Source organism: Maribacter litoralis (assembly GCF_902506355.1).
In the GTDB taxonomy this organism is placed as follows: Bacteria; Bacteroidota; Bacteroidia; order Flavobacteriales; family Flavobacteriaceae; genus Maribacter; species Maribacter litoralis.
On sequence record NZ_LR733271.1, the window covers coordinates 3,334,003 to 3,354,124 of the forward strand.

General features: G+C 31.6%; 16 protein-coding genes. 4 read left to right on the top strand and 12 right to left on the bottom strand.

Annotated elements, in window-relative coordinates:
• Positions 1–8: 8 nt before the first annotated feature.
• The 12 genes from EXIGUO8A_RS14005 to EXIGUO8A_RS14060 form a co-directional block, all read right to left on the bottom strand.
• The gene (locus tag EXIGUO8A_RS14005; protein WP_159303614.1) at positions 9–1,142 is read right to left on the bottom strand and encodes an O-antigen ligase family protein; all 1,134 of its coding nucleotides are present in this window, start codon (positions 1,140–1,142) and stop codon (positions 9–11) included.
• Positions 1,143–1,213: 71 nt separating this feature from the next.
• Positions 1,214–2,164: an ATP-grasp fold amidoligase family protein gene (locus EXIGUO8A_RS14010; protein ID WP_159303615.1), complete on the bottom strand. Its 951-nt coding sequence runs from the start codon at positions 2,162–2,164 to the stop codon at positions 1,214–1,216.
• A 107-nt stretch (positions 2,165–2,271) separates the two neighbouring features.
• Positions 2,272–4,098 (bottom strand): hypothetical protein, encoded by a 1,827-nt coding sequence (locus tag EXIGUO8A_RS14015; RefSeq protein WP_159303616.1) that lies wholly within the window; start codon positions 4,096–4,098, stop codon positions 2,272–2,274.
• A 693-nt stretch (positions 4,099–4,791) separates the two neighbouring features.
• Positions 4,792–5,700: a hypothetical protein gene (locus EXIGUO8A_RS14020; protein ID WP_159303617.1), complete on the bottom strand. Its 909-nt coding sequence runs from the start codon at positions 5,698–5,700 to the stop codon at positions 4,792–4,794.
• Entirely contained in the window at positions 5,637–6,326 is a 690-nt protein-coding gene (locus EXIGUO8A_RS14025; protein ID WP_159303618.1) for a hypothetical protein, read from the bottom strand. The genes EXIGUO8A_RS14020 and EXIGUO8A_RS14025 overlap by 64 nt, the downstream gene beginning before the upstream one ends.
• Complete coding sequence (locus tag EXIGUO8A_RS14030) at positions 6,319–7,317, bottom strand: glycosyltransferase (RefSeq protein ID WP_159303619.1); 999 nt, start codon at positions 7,315–7,317, stop codon at positions 6,319–6,321. Before EXIGUO8A_RS14030 ends, EXIGUO8A_RS14025 begins: the two co-directional genes overlap by 8 nt.
• A 120-nt stretch (positions 7,318–7,437) precedes the next feature.
• Entirely contained in the window at positions 7,438–8,718 is a 1,281-nt protein-coding gene (locus EXIGUO8A_RS14035; protein ID WP_159303620.1) for a nucleotide sugar dehydrogenase, read from the bottom strand.
• Positions 8,719–8,817: 99 nt separating this feature from the next.
• A complete protein-coding gene (locus EXIGUO8A_RS14040; protein ID WP_159303621.1) occupies positions 8,818–9,810 on the bottom strand; it encodes an SDR family oxidoreductase in 993 nt (330 codons plus the stop codon).
• A gap of 74 nt (positions 9,811–9,884) precedes the next feature.
• Positions 9,885–10,841: a hypothetical protein gene (locus EXIGUO8A_RS14045; RefSeq protein WP_201304121.1), complete on the bottom strand. Its 957-nt coding sequence runs from the start codon at positions 10,839–10,841 to the stop codon at positions 9,885–9,887.
• 4 nt (positions 10,842–10,845) lie between these two features.
• Positions 10,846–12,279, bottom strand: a complete 1,434-nt coding sequence (locus tag EXIGUO8A_RS14050) for an MBOAT family O-acyltransferase (protein ID WP_159303622.1) — start codon at positions 12,277–12,279, stop codon at positions 10,846–10,848.
• A 40-nt stretch (positions 12,280–12,319) separates the two neighbouring features.
• Positions 12,320–13,345, bottom strand: a complete 1,026-nt coding sequence (locus EXIGUO8A_RS14055) for an NAD-dependent epimerase (RefSeq protein WP_159303623.1) — start codon at positions 13,343–13,345, stop codon at positions 12,320–12,322.
• Positions 13,342–14,739: a nucleotide sugar dehydrogenase gene (locus tag EXIGUO8A_RS14060; RefSeq protein ID WP_159303624.1), complete on the bottom strand. Its 1,398-nt coding sequence runs from the start codon at positions 14,737–14,739 to the stop codon at positions 13,342–13,344. Before EXIGUO8A_RS14060 ends, EXIGUO8A_RS14055 begins: the two co-directional genes overlap by 4 nt.
• Before the next feature lie 290 nt (positions 14,740–15,029).
• On the opposite strand from EXIGUO8A_RS14060, the gene EXIGUO8A_RS14065 reads away from it, so the two are divergent.
• The 4 genes from EXIGUO8A_RS14065 (at position 15,030) to EXIGUO8A_RS14080 (ending at position 20,114) form a co-directional block, all read left to right on the top strand.
• Positions 15,030–16,016: a UDP-glucuronic acid decarboxylase family protein gene (locus EXIGUO8A_RS14065; RefSeq protein WP_159303625.1), complete on the top strand. Its 987-nt coding sequence runs from the start codon at positions 15,030–15,032 to the stop codon at positions 16,014–16,016.
• Positions 16,017–16,281: 265 nt separating this feature from the next.
• Positions 16,282–17,370 (top strand): DegT/DnrJ/EryC1/StrS family aminotransferase, encoded by a 1,089-nt coding sequence (locus tag EXIGUO8A_RS14070; protein ID WP_159304479.1) that lies wholly within the window; start codon positions 16,282–16,284, stop codon positions 17,368–17,370.
• On the top strand, positions 17,367–19,304 hold the full coding sequence (locus tag EXIGUO8A_RS14075; RefSeq protein WP_159303626.1) for a polysaccharide biosynthesis protein: 1,938 nt from the start codon (positions 17,367–17,369) through the stop codon (positions 19,302–19,304). The genes EXIGUO8A_RS14070 and EXIGUO8A_RS14075 overlap by 4 nt, the downstream gene beginning before the upstream one ends.
• A 39-nt stretch (positions 19,305–19,343) precedes the next feature.
• On the top strand, positions 19,344–20,114 hold the full coding sequence (locus tag EXIGUO8A_RS14080) for a polysaccharide biosynthesis/export family protein (protein WP_159303627.1): 771 nt from the start codon (positions 19,344–19,346) through the stop codon (positions 20,112–20,114).
• Positions 20,115–20,122 lie beyond the last annotated feature (8 nt).

The window sequence follows — 20,122 nt, forward strand, 5'->3', positions numbered from 1 at the left end:
TAACTTAGCTATCTATTATTATTATTATTATTTATTGTCGAGTTCTCATTTTTGTTAAGTTGAATTTGTAACCACATTATGAAAAAAAGAACATAACCAGAATCGAAAAAATTATGATTGGCCAATAAAAATAAATCTAACGAAACAATCATAAGTAACAGGTATGGTTTTTTCAAAAAGTTAATAGCGCTCTGATATGTCATTTTACCAAACATTAGTATCATAATTAGTAAGGTAATTATACCTGCCTCACCTATAACTTTTAAATATGCATTATGAGGTCCAACTCTACCCGCAATACCACCACCAGCAAAAGAACCATAACCATTACCAAAAAAAGGTTTTTCCAAAAGTGCAGGATAATATGCAGCCCAAGTATCCGAACGTCCACCTTCCTCAAGTTTTTTGGTATTTGTATTGTTGCCTTCTAAAATATTTGCCATAGCCTCCAGTCTAGGATTGGATTTAGGTAAAAATGCGTTAAAAGTCAATAGACCAATAAATAAACCTAAACCAATAGCTAAAACACGAATATTTTTAAGAGATAAACGAATTGATATAAGATTCATCAATAGCCAAACAACTATAAACGTTCTAGAAAATGTTAAAAACCCAATAAAAGTAAATATAATTTGCCCCCAAGTACGTAATTTAGTTTTTAGCCCGTATGTAAGTCCATAGCCCATCATACAAATGAAAGCTAAACTGTTTGGGTTTAAATAAAATCCACTATAACGTCCGTAATCTTGGGCTTTATTGTAAAATACAAACATTTGAAGAAAAACAGAGAGCGCACCTATTAATAAAAAATAAAATATTTCTTTTTTACTTGTATGTCGTAACATGATATACCCACCAATTATTAATATGAAATACTTGATTATAATAATCATATAAGTTATTAAGTCGGGTAGGTAAATTTGACCTGATAAACTTGAAATACCGAAATAAACCAAGCCTAAAAGTAATAACCACGAATTGAAGTTCCATTCTTTGGCTAGAATAAAATAGAGTAGAGTTAAACCAAATGATAAATAACTGAGTGCGCTTGATAAAATGGGGTTAAAGTTATCTAAAACCCATCCAGGGAAATTCAGGAATATTAGAAATAGTGTTATATATCGAATTGCTTTAATAAGCATGGTTGAAGGTAAGTTTAGAAATTACAAGAGTTTAATGTGTGATAGAAATAATTTGAACTATTAAAATTTTGTTATTTATTTAATGTTAATTCATTTCCTAATAACACATCCCATTTTTTTGGTTCAATTGGTCGGTTCCCTCCATTGTGATGAAATGTTAATTCTCCAAAAAATAATTGGTCTTGAAATATATACCAATCTACGCGTAAGTATGGAATGTCATCTACTAATTTTTCTGATAATGTTATCATTTCGTCTAATAAAGCTGGTTTTTCGACATCTTCATTGCTAGGATAAGTAAATTTACCGTTACCTAAGTCAGAAGACCAACTGTATTCTTCTCTTTCCCATTTTCTGTTATACCAGTTTCTATAATGGTTTTTAGTGCCTCTTCCAATATCAACATTGATCATTCTTACTTTTCCATTAAAACAATGAACTTTGTAGTCAGCTGGTAATTCTCCATTATTGGTTGTTAATAATTTTTCAACAACAATTATTGGTTTTATATTTTTATAGGGCTTTTCACGACCATCCCAATAAAAATTGTGTGCCATATTCGCACGTAATCTACTCTGTATGCTTTTCCAATTAATTTTTTCATTTTTATCACGTATTATTATACCACCAGAGCTATCATGGTTATTTTTAATGATGCATGGTATGTCAGGAAGGTTTATGGGCTTTATGTCCTCTGGGTTAGTTGTAGAATATAACAACGGTATTAGGTATTTTTCTCCTATTTGTTTTCTTATATAGCTTCTTACAGCGTATTTGTCTGCAAATTGAGTTGCCAATGGGTGATTATAATTTAACTTTAGCCAATTAATTTTCTCATTTAGAGATATAGGATTTTGTAAATTTAAATCATAGCCAAAAGATTTTTTAAATTTCTTTTTGGTAAATGATTCTCTTGATAAATATTTTTTATGAAGAAAGAATTGATAAATCTTGGCAAAAGGTTTAATTATATTAAAACCAATGTAGGAATTTTGATATAATGACTTAAATGTTTTTTTCACAACTTAAAAGATTACAAAAATAATATGCAAATTAGCTAGAATATTATGAAAAAATAGGAAAAGACGTTCAAAAGAACGTCTTTTCCTATTAAATGTTTTTAAATTAATTATTGAGTTAAAGAAAATAAGAATAATTCAATATTAGTGTATCCATCACCATCTTCATCACCTTGAGAAGTTTTAGTTAGATCTCCGAAGACTTCTAATTCCCAGTTATCGGACATCCCGTCATTATCAATATCATAAGAGTTATCTCTGGAAGAACTTTGTTTATTTGGCCAGCCCCCAATTAAACTGGAAGGGTTGGACCCCCTAAAGAAATCACCTGTTCCGTTTTTGTAATCATTGATAAACCTTGTATCAACATTGTCTCTAAATAAACTATTACCAATGTTATTATTTATTATTTTATCTTCAATCCCATTCATAGTATTTGCCCAGCTATTGATTTTACTATTTTCAAGTAAACGGTTTGATTTTTTGTATGTTTCAACATTATCATTGTAAAAAGAGAGCTCTTGTTCAAAAACGCGAAAGTTATCTTGAATAAATAAGCCACCATTACTTTCGTTAGCGTTTGGATTATTAGTGCTGTTGGGGTTGTAATTTATTTCTCTGTAATCTGGAGTTAAACTTGGGTAAGCTTTAAAAACATTACCTATGAAATCGGTCAATGTGCCAAATGCAATATTTGCAGCACCATTATAACCATAAATAACATTGTTTATAAATTCAGTACTTTCTTTATCATATCCATAGCCAAGGAAGGGGGTTCTTGATGGAGAATGACAAAAGTAATTATTGTAAATACTAATATTATAGCAGTAACCTCCGATTATTGTGTTGTAACCACTTATGTTTGATGGCTCACCTATAATAGAATTTTGAAGTGTTAAATTTTCTAACCTCGCTTCACTTGAAGCTGCGCCAATAGAAAAATTTTCATCAGTAGCCCAACTTAAAGAACAATGATCAATAATAATATTTTTTTGGACATAACCATTCACTCCCCAATTTTTGATTCTTAAAGGTTTTCTTTCAGTTCCTGTTCCATCGGTTAAGGAGTAGTTACCTAACCTAGATGTTAAATATCTTAAAATAACATTCGATGTGTAGATTTCAATGCCATAATTTCGTATGGATATGCCTGGGAACGGAGCTGTTTCACCCGCTACAGTTATATTTTCAAAGTTAGGATTTGTGCTGTTACCGTTTCCAATATTTAAAGGACTTTCAAGATGTATCTCTCCACCAACATCAAAAACAACTATTCTTGGACCTTCTTCATTCAATGCAGCTCTTAGGCTACCCGGACCATCGTCATTTAAGTTCGTAACATGGATTACTGTTCCCCCTCTACCTCCAGTTGTATTCCTTCCAAACCCTTCTGCACCTGGGAAGGCCAAAAGTTCACCCATATCTAAATCAGTTGGGGCATTTGAAGAAATTGTTACTATAGCCTCTTCTTGAGTCACATTGCCAGTTTCTTCGTCAACAACTTCGGCGGTGTAAGTGAAAGAATCTTCTTCTGGTTCGGTTGTTTCCTCGGGTTCGGTTGTTTCTTCTTGTTCTGTTGTTTGGTCCGGTTCGGTTGTTTCCTCTGGTGTTGTAGTGGTTACTTCACCAACTCTATAAGTTAGGGTATTATCATCATTAATAGTTACAATACCATTAATGGGTGTTGATGTTTCAATGATTGTGATGTTAGAATTAGCACCTAAATTATCATTGTTTAACACATCCATTAAAATAGTATTTTGACCAGGGGCCATATAAAAACTATCATTGGTAAGAATTGTTAAACTTTGTACGTCATCATTATCATTAATAACATATTCAGATAAAAGATCGGCATCTTTACTACAAGAAAACATTAAAAGTAGGGCAAATGATAACAGGGCCAACTTTGAGGTGAAACTTAAAAACTTTGACATAAGTAGGTACTTTGTTTTAGAATTAAAAAAATTACTATTTGGGTTGCAATAATAATCTAATTATTTATTTGTATCGATGAAATAACCATTATTTTCGATGAACTACATGTTGATTGTTGGGGTATTTGTAGTCTAACGCTTTTAAAAAATTTTTATTTGTTAAAAATCATGTTAATCGATTAAAAGTAAATAGTTTAACAATAGATTGGATTTTTAATTACAACCCTTGTGTTACGTTGAAAGTCGGTTTATTGGATGTTTTTGATCGATGAAATACATCATTTTTATCGAATAATCGACTAAATACCACTTTTGTTAACATCTTTATAGGAAAGCTTTAAAAATAATTGATTCAATGAATTAATTGTTTGACCCTAAAGATTATTTATGAGAAATAATTTTATTGTAAGATAGGATAGATGTATGGTTTTTCAATTTTCATCAAAAAATAATAATTTTAGTTTTGAATATCTTTATTTAAATAGACCTAAAATTTACTTAATTGTTCACTTTCATGTTTGCTCTTCAGTATAAAAGTTTTTGATATTAAATATGTTCCAATTACGGCTTGAACGTAGAAAGCATTTATCATTTCAAGGATTAAATACGATTAACACAATGTATGTTTTCACATATTTATTAGAAATAGAATTAATAATGTATCAAATTATGTAACTAAGTTATAATCTATAATTATCGATTGACGAAACCTGAATATAAGCGTTTAATTACATCTCTAAAGTGTTGGTTTGTTGTGTATAGAATTAAACCATATATAGTAGCGGATAGGGGGGTCACAATTACTACTTTAATGCCCACATCTGTAAAATTTTTAACCTTAAAAGGAAATAAATTTATAATAAAATTTGTGATAAATAAAAATACGCATAAGAGTGTTAAATGTTTAAAAAAACCTATTATATAAGAGCCAATTTGTACTTTAAATCCTTTTTTATATAAATAATAGGGGCGCCAAATCATTACAATTATAAGTAAACTTATAGTATTACCAAGTAATATTCCAGTTAGACCCAAAGGTTTTGCTAAAGCAAATGAAATAATTAAATTAATAGTTCCTTGAGTAACAGGAGCCCAAGTATCAGCGTATAATCCAAAACCTTGCTTGAAAACATCAACCGGCTGTCGAATTTGACCGAGTAAAAAGTTAATAGCGAATACAATTGATACGCTAATGCTTAGTACATATTTTTCTCCTAACCATACTTGAATAAATGGATCCATTAAGGTGATTATACCTATAAAACCTAATCCCCCAATATAGAAGCGCAGAGACATGAATTCCCAAAATACTTGATTGTTTTTTTCAGAATCATTCTCTGCAACTAAATTTCCAACACTTGCTTTTGTTCCTGAGAAAAGTTTGGTAACAAGTAAATCAGCATTACTAATTATTAAGTTATAATTTCCAAAAAAGGTGACCATTTGAGCACTAATAAAAGAAAATATTAAAATATTATTGGTGCCACTAGAAATGAAAGTTCCTAATTTATGTAGACTGATTTGTTTTATTTTTTTAACTAAATAAGGGTAATTTTCAAATTCTTGAATATTGTATTTTTTAGATTTGTTAGTGATAACCAAGGATATTCTTTTTTTAATTTTCTCCGAATGAAAATAGAAGATAGTATGCCGGATATCAATTCGAATGTTAAATACAGAAAAAAACTCTCGAAAAGTAACACAGCAACAATTTGAAATAGAATTTTAGTTATGCTAATTGTTTGGAAAATCTTAGTAACAACAAAATCCTTTTGATCAGCTTGTAATAAAAATATGTGGTAATTAAAAAAATATCCAAATAATGAACCAGATAAAAAAACAAAAAAAGCGTAATATACCAGTGCTAAGTCAACAGCTGTGTCGCTGAAAATTAATGGGAAGAATGCGGATAACCCAATTGCAACTGCAATTATACCTAAACCTATCCTTTTGTAAATAAAACCTAAGAAATGAATTATTTGATTAATTTCTTTACGGTTATTTTCGAATATTGGTTTGTAAAGGACAAATCCTATTGCCGTGCCTATTCCCAATTCTGCTAAATTTAAAAAACCTAGAAAAGCTTGCAAAGTGGAAGTAGTACCAATAAAATCATCACCTAATCTATCTAAGAAAACTTTTCTTGAAAAAAATTGTACACTTAGAAATAAGATGTGAAATAAGACACCTACTTTAGCATTTAGAATTGTATTTTTAAGTCTAGACATTAAATAATTTAATCAATTTCAACTTAAACATTATTCGTTTTTTATTGGCGATTAATAGCCACTTATATAGTCCAAAGGTAGATTTGATTACTATCAATGATCTTGTTCTTTCTATGCTTTTTACCTTTTTTATAAATTGGTAATGTTGTTTTATTTCAAACTTTAATTTTTTTCTATGCTGAAAATTTAAATCCAAATGGCTATGGTGAAATAATGATATATAGTGATTAATCAAACCTTTCATTACATAAACATCCCCAATTTTTTGAAGCTCTAATCCATAGTTTGAACATATTTTCTTCACATAGTATACAGCGTCAATCGCATCTAACTTTTTAAGATTATATGCGCTCCTAATTATACTTTCATTTTCAACATTATAGATATAATAGTTTTTGTTAATTACACCTATTTTGTTAGATTTATTTAATACATCTAATGTGTAAAAAACATCCTGATGTATTTTTCCAGGTATAAAATTCATCCCCTTTATCACGCTTGCATGGTAAATTCTCCTCCAAACAGCAAAACTATCTGCTTTAATAATTCTCTTTAAAGCTTGTTCTTGATTTTCAATTTTTACATTGGTTTCTGTTTGGTTTGACGGTATAACCTCATTACTTTTATAAAGTCCACATTCTACAACTTGTAAATTGTAAGTTGTTGATGCATCAATCATTTTTTCAAACATATTAGGTAAAATCCAATCATCGCTATCTACATAACCTATATATTCACCTTTGGCATATGATAATCCAGTATTTCGAGCAACACTAGATCCAGCATTTGATTGTTTCAATACTACAATTCTATCATCTTTAAATTTGTAGTTGTTACAAATTTCTAAACTAGAATCTTTAGAACCATCATCAATTAAAATAAGTTCAAAATTAGTGTATGTTTGGGTTAAAATACTTTCAATACATCTAGAAAGGTAATCTTGTACATTATATACAGGAACTATTACTGAAAGTAATGAAGTGTTTTTCATTATTATTATTGAATAAATTCTTTTCAAACATCATAAGCAATAAATACCTAATGCTTTTAATATCCTTTAATGTTTGTCTTTGAATTTGTTATATGGGAAGTTTAATTTGTTATTTACTGATTAAAGTCTGCCATCTACGTGATTAGTTAAAATACCTTTTACATCATAAAGTATACCTTCTGGTTTTAGGAGATTTTTTAAATCTAGTTCCAAAAATTCTTTATGCGCTACTGTTAATACAATAGCATCGAATTTTTTAGTTGGAACATCTTTAATTACCTCCATTTTGTATTCATGAGCCACCTCTTTTACAGAAGCCCATGGGTCGTAAATAGTTACATCGGTACCATAAGATTTTAGATTGCTTATAACATCTACAGCTTTAGTATTTCTAACATCTGGGCAATTTTCTTTAAAGGTGATGCCTAATACTAGAATGTTACTTCCTTTAATTTTTATATCTCTTTGAACCATCAGTTTTATCACTTCTGAAGATACATATTTACCCATGGTATCGTTCATTCTTCTGCCTGCCAATATAATTTCTGGGTGGTAGCCAAATTCTTGAGCTTTTTGTGCTAAATAATAAGGGTCTACACCAATACAATGCCCGCCAACTAAACCTGGCTTAAATGGTAAAAAGTTCCATTTGGTACCAGCTGCTTCCAACACATCATGGGTGTCTATGCCCATAAGGTTAAAGATTTTGGCTAGTTCATTTACAAAGGCAATGTTAATGTCTCGTTGCGAATTTTCAATAACCTTGGCAGCTTCGGCTACTTTAATGGTTGGTGCTAAATGTGTGCCAGCAGTAATTACCGAGGCGTATAATGCATCAACTTTCTTACCTACTTCTGGTGTAGAACCAGAAGTCACTTTTAAAATTTTTTCTACAGTATGTTCTTTATCGCCAGGATTAATACGTTCTGGTGAGTAACCAGCGAAAAAGTCTTGGTTATATACTAAACCTGTTTCTTTTTCCAGAACAGGGATACATTCATCTTCGGTTACACCAGGGTATACCGTAGATTCATAGATAACGGTATCTCCCTTTTTAAGTACTTTACTTATGGTTTCAGAAGCTTTGTATAGGGGAGTTAAGATTGGGCGATTTGTACTGTCAACTGGTGTGGGTACTGTAACAATATAATAGTTGCAATCTGCGATGTCATTTATCTGGTTACTACAGAATAATCCGGTTTCCATTTTTGGTCCATCTTTAAGAACACTCTGTAAAATATCATCTTCTACTTCTAAGGTGCTGTCATGACCTTTTCTAAGTTCTTCAATACGACCGGCATTAATGTCATAACCAATAACAGGATATTTTGTAGCAAACAATCGTGCTAGCGGCAAGCCAACATATCCTAAACCTATAATAGCAATTTTAATATCTTTCATAATTATTATACTTTGGTTACCATAAGTAACCTTAATTTATTTAGTAAGTTACGATAAGTAACCATTTAAAATTTATTTTAACTCCTTACTCCTGAAATTTTACTTCAAATGTTCCCAATACCATTTAACCGCCTCTTTAAGTCCGGTTTTTATGTCATATTGAGGGTTGTAATTTAGTAATTCTTTTGCCTTATCTACAGACGCTAGAGAGTGTGGTACATCACCTGCCCTTGTTGGGCCGTAAATGTTTTTAACATCTTTAATTTTAGGGTCGTATTCTCCTAAATATTCTTTTAATAGTTCTGTGAGTTCATTTAAATCTGTACGTTCACCATAAGCCGTATTATATACGGTATTTAAGGCTTTTTGGTTTTCGCTGACCATTGCACGCACATTCATTTGAATTACATTGTCTATGTAAGTGAAATCTCTAGAAAAAGAACCATCGCCATTGATAATGGGAGATTCATGTTTCATAAGTTGCATGACAAATTTAGGAATTACTGCAGCGTAGGCACCGTTAGGGTCTTGCTTTCTTCCAAAAACGTTAAAATAACGTAAGCCAATGGTTTCTATATCATAAGTCTTACTAAAAACATCGGCATATAATTCATTTACATATTTAGTTATGGCGTAGGGGGAGAGCGGTTTACCTATAATATCTTCCACTTTTGGCATGTTGGTAGAATCGCCATACGTAGATGAGCTGGCTGCATATATAAAACGTTTAACCTTTGCGTCTCTTGCGGCTACCAGCATATTTAAAAAACCAGATACGTTTACATCGTTACTGGTAATAGGGTCGTTTATTGATCTTGGTACAGATCCTAATGCAGCTTGATGTAATATGTAATCTACACCGTCGCATGCTTTTTGGCAATCGCTTAAATTTCTAATATCTCCTTCAATTAAAGTAAATTTAGAATTTTCTGTAAATGGTGCTACATTTTCACGTTTGCCGGTAGCAAAATTATCTAAGCAGGTAACTTGGTTTCCGTTTGCTAATAAGGCATGACATAAATTAGAGCCAATAAAACCGGCACCGCCGGTAACTAGAATATGGTAGTTGGAATTTAAATTGTATAAATTCATTTATTTTGATTGAAGTTAAATGTGACTATTAAATTATTAATTATAAAACACGAATAAATAATAAATATTTTATTTTATTTTAAAATTTTTGTTATTTGAATGGCGGCTTCTTGATGTCCAACACAAGTCCAATGCGGGTCATGGTCAAAAGACCACTCTTTTTCTTTATTATCGTTAAGAATGAATACGTTGAACTTAAATTTTTTTAAAATTGAAATGATTTCTTTGTTTGGTTGTGGTCTAAAGACGAATGTGATATTTTCTTTATTATAATTTTCTCTAGTAAATGAAATTAGCTTGTAAATTTCACTAACTTCTTTTTCGTTTAAAGCACCTTTGTTTGATTTTATAACTTTTGAATTTGTTGAATTTGTTGAATTTGTTGAATTTGTTGAATTTGTTGAATTTGTTGAATTTGGTGCTTTTTTTGTTAATGAATGGTTTAAATAAAGATAATAGATAAACTTCCAGTTGTAAAGAATTTTTTTAATTCCTGGAGAATTTAATTTGCCAGGTATTATCGTATTCGTCTTGCTATTATATTGAGTTATGCTAGATGATTTTCGTAAAATCGCAGAGCTTTCTAGAAAATCAGCATTATGAACGTAAATGAGTTGACGCATTGGTTTTAATGTGTCTAATTTTGCTGCAATCTCCATTGCTTCAATGAAAGAAACCCCTGATCTAGATGCTTCGTAAAAATTATAATTTGGCAATTTCTTTTTTAGAAGAATTGATTGTCGACAAGAGTCTGGGTTCATAAAATTTTCCACATAAGAATCTCCAATAATGGTAATCAAATTGTTGTTTGATTCAGGTAATGGACCAGGCCATCCATCTTCATTAATTTGCCATGTATGCGTACCACCTACCCAATAACCTGTCTGATTAGGATTATATTTTTGAATGCTGTTCTCATCAATCGACCTGCTTGGAATGTCGGATGTTGCAAAAAATATACGGGTAATTACTTCTCCGAAAATAAGACCTGCAATACAAAATAAAATGATATTTTTAATGAATAAACCCATGATTCTAGAATTGAAAGTAAATAAATTCTTGTTCTTGACCCGCATACAAAAACAATAATAGAATAAGACCTAAGTAAAATAACCATCTTACATATTTAGGTATAATCGGTAATTTTTCTATGGCAAATTTTGATTTTCTTCCTAACCATTCAATGAAAAGAAATAATATAATTAGATAGGGTATTTCTTTTGGTATTGACAATGAAACTGTATTGGTTTCATGACTTAATAGATGCGAAATATATGCAAAAGCATGAGTAAGGGAGTCAGCTCGAAAAAAGATCCATGCTAAAACGGTTAGTGAAAATGTAACTAACATTTGCATGGTTTCTTTTAAATTGGGTAGCCAACTATTTTCTGCCACAATATTGGTGTTTACACGGTTTTTGTTTTGAAGGAGTAATGGTAGAAAATATAGGGCATTTAATAATCCCCAAAAGATGAATGTCCAATTTGCGCCATGCCAAAAGCCACTTACAAGAAAAATTATAAAAGTATTTCTAATTTTCATCTTCATACCACCTTTACTACCGCCGAGTGGTATATATAGGTAATCTCTAAACCAAGTAGATAATGAAATGTGCCATCTTCTCCAAAACTCGGCCATGTCTCTGGAAAAGTATGGGAATGCAAAATTTTGCATTAGGTTGAATCCAAATAAACGTGATGTGCCAATTGCGATATCAGAATAACCGCTGAAGTCACCGTAAATTTGAAATGTAAAAAATAAAGCACCTATCAGTAAAGTTCCAGAGTCATAATTTGAATAATCATTAAAAATTATATTTGCGTATTTGGCACAATTATCGGCAATGATTACTTTTTTGAATAATCCCCACAATATTTGTCTAAGTCCTAAAACTGCTTGAGAATAATCAAATTTTCGACTATTGTAAAATTGAGGTAAAAGGTTAGTGGCTCTTTCAATTGGACCAGCAACGAGTTGTGGAAAAAAGCTTACAAAGGCAGCAAAGGCAATAAAGTTGGAAGTTGGTTCTAGTTTCTTTTTATAAACATCAATGGTATAGCTTAACGTTTGAAATGTGTAAAAACTTATACCAACGGGTAATATTATATTTAAAGTGTTTGGTTTTATTTCATGGCCAAATAGGGAAAATGCATCGGTAAAACTTTCAATAAAAAAATTATAGTATTTGAAAAAACCTAAAAAGCCTAAGTTAATAATAATACTTGTCCAAAGATATATTTTCCTTTTTACAGATTTTTTTTCTTTTTTTAAGAGAACACCAATTGTAAAATCAACCAATGTGCTAAATATAATTAAGGTTAAAAATCTCCAGTCCCACCATCCATAAAATAGATAGCTAGCACAAACGATTAATAAATTTTGAAGTCTTAAGTTTTTTTTGAAAATAAACCAGTATAGTGTAAATACTACCGGTAAAAAAATTGCAAACTCTAATGAATTAAAAAGCATTGATTTGACATTTTTTTAAAAGAATTTACTTGATATTGTTTTAATTTATGTAATATTCTTTATACCAATCTACAAAACTTTGAACACCAGTTTTTATTGGTGTATTTGGGCTATAATTGTAATCTACTATTAAATCATCTACATTGGCCCAAGTTCTTTCAACATCACCTGGCTGCATGGGGTACATGTCTTTTTTGGCTTGTTTGCCTAAGCTCTCTTCAATAGCGCTAATAAAGTCCATCAGCTTAACAGATTTACTATTCCCAATATTATAGATTTTGAATAAGCTTTCACCTTCTAATTGTTCTGTAACAGGTTTTTGAATAATTCGTACAACACCTTCAGTGATATCATCTATATAGGTAAAATCGCGTTCTAGTTTACCGTTGTTGAAGACCTTAATAGGTTTGTTGTTGACAATGGCATCTGTAAACAAGAACATGGCCATGTCTGGTCTGCCCCATGGTCCATAAACGGTAAAGAATCGTAAGCCTGTGGTTTTAAAACCATATAAATGCGCATAGGTATGCGCCATTAATTCATTGCTCTTTTTTGTAGCGGCATATAAACTAATAGGGTGGTCTACATTATCGCTAGTTTCAAAAGGTATCTTTTCATTTAAACCATAAACACTTGAGCTACTTGCGTAGACCAAGTGTTTAATTTTATAATGCCGGCAACATTCTAAAATATTTAAAAAACCGACTACGTTACTGTCTACATAAGCCTCTGGATTTTCTAAACTATAGCGTACGCCGGCTTGAGCGGCTAAATTGCAAACCTTGTCGAATGCTTGATCCTTAAAAAGTAAAGGTAGATGTTCTCGATCCTCTAAATTTAATCTGATAAATGAAAATTGTGAATTACTAGTGCTAGTTGCAATTTTGTTAAAAACTTCAGCATCGCTTTTAGAAATGCCCAATTCTTTTAGTCTGTCGTATTTTAAATTTACATCATAATAATCGTTGATATTATCTAAACCAACAACGGTATGCCCATTTTCTAAAAGAGATTTAGCAACAAAAAAGCCAATGAATCCGGCAGCACCGGTAACTAAAATTTTCATGACTGACCTATTTTATAATAATTAAAGCCTATTGAAGCCATTTCTTCATTATCTAATAAGCGTCTTCCATCAAAAACAAATGCTGGTTTCAACATTTGTGCGTAAATGCTTTTCCAATCATAGGTTTTAAACTCGTCCCATTCTGTTAATATGGCAACAGCATGTGCTTCTTTTGTAGCATCTATAGGATCGTTACTGACTTTTAATAGTCTTCTGTTATCTTCTGGAGAACGTGTACCTAAATAATCTAAATCTGCATAAATTCTTTCAGCAGTAACCTTTGGGTCGTAAACTGTAATTTCTGCATTCTCATCTAATAGGGCATCTGCAACTGCAATTGCAGGAGATTCCCTTGTATCATTGGTGTCTTTCTTAAATGCCCAACCATAAAGGACAATTTTTTTGCCTGAAATGGTATTGTATAAAGAAGAGATGATATGTTCAGCAAAACGACTTTTTTGGTAGTCATTAGCAATAATTACCTGTTCCCAATAATCGGCAACTTCTGTTAGTCCGTAAGAACGAGCTATGTAAACTAAATTTAAAATGTCTTTTTGGAAACAAGATCCACCAAAGCCTACAGATGCATTTAAGAATTTAGATCCAATTCGGCTGTCGTAACCTATAGCTCTAGAAATTTCTTGAATGTTTGCGTCTGTCTTTTCACAAAGTGCAGAAATAGTGTTTATTGATGATACTCGTTGTGCCAAGAATGCGTTGGCAACCAATTTTGAAAGCTCTGAAGACCATACATTGGTTTGTAAAATACGTTCTTTGGGTAACCAATGTTCATAAACAGCACTTAAGGTATCTTTTGCTTCTTGACCAGACGGGGTGTCATCGCCACCGATCAACACCCTGTCAGCATTTAAAAGATCTTCGATGGCTGTACCTTCTGCTAAGAATTCTGGATTCGACAAAATTTCAAAATTCACTTTGTTTCCTGTATGTTGTAGAATACTCTTTATAGCACTTGCCGTACGTACCGGTAATGTTGATTTTTCAACAACAATTTTATCGTCTTTAGCAACTTTGGCAATATTTCTGGCGCAAAGTTCTACGAATTTTAAATCGGCGGCTTGACCCTTACCTTTACCGTAGGTTTTAGTAGGGGTATTTACTGAAATAAATATAATCTGAGCTTCATCTATAGCTTTGTCTACTTCAGTTGAGAAAAAGAGGTTTTTGTTTCTGGCCTGAGCAACAATTTCTTTTAATCCAGGCTCATATATAGGTAGATTATCTAGATTTTCATCGTTCCAGTTGTCAATCCTATCTTGATTAATGTCAACTACGGTTACCTTAATTTCTGGACATTGGCTTGCGATTACCGACATGGTAGGCCCGCCAACGTAACCAGCACCAATACAGCATATATTATTGATTTTCTTCATGTTTTTAAATTGAATATTTTGCGAAATTTGTAAAGATATATGATTATGTATTATTTAGTCGTTAAACAGTGTATTTAATAGATTTTATGTTGCGGCGTCCTTTTGCGAATTAGAATAAATCTGTTGAGAATTTCACAGAAGGATGATATAACACCCATATCAGTGAACAACATTTTTTTTGGTTTAGTATGATTTCGTCTGATATTTTTGAATTTCGAAGTATTTTCTGTAATCCTTTTTTGTCATTAAGGTCATTGATCTATCTTCGTAACATCTAAAATATAAATATTTTGAAAAAAGTTTTGATTACCGGAGGTGCTGGATTTTTAGGTTCACATCTTTGCGACCGCTTTATAAAGGAGGGTTACCATGTAATAGCAATGGATAATCTTATTACAGGTGATATAAGGAATTTAGAGCACTTGTTTCATTTGGAACATTTTGAATTTTTTCATCATGATGTAACAAAGTTTGTGCACATTTCTGGAGAATTGGACTACATTTTACATTTTGCATCTCCGGCAAGTCCTATAGATTATTTAAAAATTCCTATACAGACTTTAAAGGTAGGGGCCTTGGGTACTCATAACTTACTAGGACTGGCAAAAGAAAAAAATGCTAGAATTTTAATTGCATCTACATCTGAAATTTATGGTGATCCTTTGGTTCACCCTCAGACAGAAGAATATTATGGTAATGTAAATACTATTGGACCTAGAGGGGTTTATGATGAGGCGAAACGTTTTATGGAGTCTATAACTATGGCCTATAATAGATTTCATGGTGTTGAAACTAGAATAGTAAGAATATTCAATACTTATGGTCCTAGAATGCGTTTAAATGACGGTAGGGTCATACCTGCATTTATTGGGCAAGCATTAAGAGGTGAAGATTTGACGGTTTTTGGAAAAGGAGACCAAACTAGATCTTTTTGTTATGTAGATGATGAAGTTGAAGGTATATATAGGTTGTTATTGAGCGAATATGATCAGCCAGTTAATATAGGAAACCCTCATGAAATAACAATAAAAGATTTTGCGGAAGAAATAATTAAGCTTACAGGTACACAACAAAAGATTGTATTTAAACCGTTGCCGCAAGATGATCCTATGCAACGTCAACCAGATATCTCTAAAGCTAAAGAAATATTAGGGTGGGAGCCTAAGGTTTTAAGAGAGGAAGGTATGAGAAAAACATATGAGTACTTTAAATCGTTGCCTTCAGATGATTTATACAAGAGAGACCATAAAGATTTTAGTACCTATAATAAGGTGTAAGTTGTATCGTTATTATAGCGAAAATTAATGAGGCATACTTTAATTAGGTATGTGTAATTGTTCAAATTTAAGAAGATGGTTCGGTGAAAGGTAAGAATTTACTGTGATTGTAATGTGAAAAGTAATTGAACGATGAATTTTTGAGATTAAACGAAATATGATACAACAATTTAAGTTTAGATATAACTTACTGTACATTTACTAAAATATTTAAAAGTTGAACGTGGTAGAAACAAAGGAAAAAATATGGCTGTCCTCTCCTCATATGGGAGGAACGGAACAGGAATACGTTAAAGATGCCTTTGATACAAATTGGATAGCTCCTTTAGGACCCAACGTGAATGCTTTTGAAAATGCTATTGGTAATACTTTAGGAAGTAGTGTAAGCGTTGCCGCATTAAGTTCAGGAACTGCAGCCATTCACTTAGGTTTGAAACTTTTAGGTGTAACCAAAGGAGATGAAGTACTTTGTCAAAGTTTTACCTTTTCTGCTTCTGCAAATCCTATTATGTATTTAGGAGCTACCCCTATCTTTGTAGATAGTGAGGTAAATACCTGGAATATGTCGCCTAGCCTATTAAGGAAAGCGATTGAAACTAGAATTTCGGAAAATAAAATTCCAAAAGCCATTATTGTAGTGCATTTATATGGGATGCCGTATAAGGTTGAAGAAATTCATGCTATTGCAAAAGAATTTAAAATTCCTATCTTAGAAGATAGTGCAGAGGCATTAGGAAGTTCTTATATGAACAAAGCTTGTGGTACTTTTGGAGATATTGGTGTACTTTCTTTCAATGGAAATAAAATAATAACAACTTCAGGTGGCGGGGCTTTAGTATCCAAAAACAAAGCATATACCGATAGGGCTATATTTTTAGCAACCCAGGCTAGAGATGATGCACCGCACTACCAACACTCAAATGTTGGATATAATTATAGAATGAGCAATGTTTTAGCAGGTATTGGTCGTGGTCAAATAGAAGTGTTGCAGGATAGGGTTGATGCTCGAAGAAAGAATTATGAGTTTTACAAAAAAGAGTTGTCTTCAATAAAGGAAATTGAGTTTTTAGAAGAGCCAAATGGCTTTTATTCTAATAGATGGTTAAGTTGTATTTTGACACCATCTTTTCAAAAACGAGAAGATATTCGACTAGCATTATTAGAAGAGAATATTGAATCAAGGCCATTATGGAAGCCTTTACATATGCAACCTATTTTTTCGGAATATCAGAAGTTCATAGATGGAACTTCAGAAGCTTTATTTGAACGAGGGCTCTGTTTACCTAGTGGTAGCAACCTTACTCAAACTGATTTATACAGAGTTACAAATTGTATTAAAAAAGAATGGTTATGATATTTAAATATTTAACTTCTACATCGCAACGGTATGCCTCAAAATGGCTTGTGCTATGTATAGACCTTTTTACAGTTGGGTTTTCATTTGTTCTGTCTTATTTAATAAGATTCAACCTTACCTTTAATTTTGATGTTAAAAGCTTAATGGTACAATTACCACTGGTGGTATTAACAGCTTTGATGTCGTTTTTAATTGTAGGTTCTTATAAAGGGGTCGTTAGACATACCGGTGTAAGGGATGTATACAATATTTTTAATGCGGTCTGTTTATCCAGTATCATACTTATTTTTATAGTAATCGGTAATAGACAAGTTAATTTTATAAATAGCTTTACGGTTCCATTATCTATTATCATCATTAATAGTTTAATCACTTTTATTGTGCTTACCGCATCAAGATTTGTATTTAAATCTATGTACAATAGAATGAACGGGAGTTTAAAGGCAAATAAAAATGTATTGATTTATGGTGCAGGAGAGTCTGGTGTACTAACCCATGGGGCTATGACCAGCCATTCTAAAAGTAGGTATAAAGTAGTAGGTTATATAGATCGAGATGCTAAAAAAATAGGAAAGAACATTAATGGTGTGCCTGTATTTGGAAGAAAGTCGTTAACAGAGGCTTTTATTGCAAAAAATAATATTTCTGAAATTATATTTTCAATACAAAATATTGATTCTAGAAAATTACGTAAAACTGTTGAAGGTTTAGTAGACTTACCATTGATTGTTAAAATTGTTCCACCAATCGAAGATTGGATCAATGGAGAATTAAAAGTATCGCAAATAAAGCAAGTACAGATAGAAGATTTACTTGATCGTGCCCCTATTACTATAAAGAATAGTAAAATTGCCATGGAATTAATGAATAAATCCATAATGGTGACAGGTGGTGCGGGATCTATTGGAAGTGAGATCGTACGGCAAATCTGTAATTATTCATACAAATCTTTAATTGTTCTTGATTCTGCGGAGTCTGCTCTTTATGATCTTCAGCAAGAGTTAAAACAAAATGGGTTTCATAATTTTATTCCAATAGTTACCGATATTAGAGATAAGAATAGAATGAATGCTCTATTTACCGAACATAGACCTAATGTGGTTTTTCACGCAGCAGCATATAAACATGTTCCGTTAATGGAATATAATTCTTACGAAGCGATTAAAATTAATATTGGAGGAACAAAAAATGTAGCTGATCTTTCTGTTATACATGGAGTAGAAAAATTTGTTTTTGTTTCCACTGATAAAGCCGTTAATCCAACCAATGTTATGGGGGCTACAAAGCGTATAGCAGAAATGTATATTAGTTGTATGCAAAAAGAAAATAAAACCAAGTTTATAACAACTAGGTTTGGTAATGTATTGGGTTCAAATGGTTCGGTTATACCTTTATTTAGAAAGCAAATAGAAAAAGGGGGGCCGCTAACTTTAACCCATAAAGATATTACACGTTATTTTATGACCATTCCAGAAGCTTCACAATTGGTTTTGGAAGCAGGGGCTATGGGAGATGGAGGTGAAATATTTATATTTGATATGGGCGAGTCGGTTAAAATTTTCGATTTAGCCAAAAATATGATCAAGCTTTCTGGTTTAAGATATCCAGAAGATATTGATATAAAGATTACCGGGTTGAGACCAGGAGAAAAGTTATATGAAGAGTTATTGGCCAATGGGGAAAATACCTTACCAACGTATCATCAAAAAATTAAGATAAGCAAGGTACGCGATGTGGAATATGCTAAAGTTAGGTCTAAAATTGACGAACTTTGTATTACCAATATGTTCTTTAGCGGTAATACAGTAAAATTGATGAAAGAAATTGTTCCGGAATACGTATCTAAAAATTCCGATTTTTGTGAGTTGGATAAAACTGGAAATGAAGTTGATTCCCAAAGTAAAACGACTTTAAAAATAGTACAGCCTTAACAAATTAAACATAAACCATTACTAACATTTATTTAGAAAATGAAATCATTGAATTCAAAAATTAGTCACTATTTAGCCTTGTTGATTATTAGTGTAATTATTACCTCATGTGCATCTAAACAAGATGTTGTTTATTTTCAAGATGCTCAAGAGTATGAGACAATAATTAGTGATAATTCTCATGAAAACACTTTCAAAGTTGATGATGTTATATCTATTAATGTTTCTACCTTGGATCAAGAAGCCAGCTTACCATTTAATGTGTTTAAAGGAGTAATGACTAATGGCTCTAGACCAGAACAGTTAGACTATATTATCGATAAAAATGGAAATATAGATTTTCCTGTACTTGGTGAAATAAATATAGTAGGTCTAACCCCTGAAGAAACTAAAAATTTGTTAAAGGAGAAATTGCAGCCCTACCTTAAAGATCCTATTATTAATATAAGATTAGTGAATTTTACGGTAACGGTGTTAGGACAGGTGAATAAGCCTGGGACATATTTTGTAAATGGAGAGCAGATTACAGTTTTAGAAGCTATTGGATTAGCTAATGATTTAAATATAAAGGGTTTGCGTAAAAATGTGTTGGTGATACGTGATTTTAATGGTACCAAAGTATATACAAGGATTGATTTAACCAGTAAAGATGCCTTGAATTCACCTGTTTATTATTTGACGCAGAATGATGTGGTATATGTAGAACCAAATAATTCTGCTATAAAAACATCTTCTTTGGATAACAGAGCAAGTATAGCAATTTCTATAGCTTCTTTGCTAATTACTACTACCCTTATTCTTGTTAGATAAAAATTTTC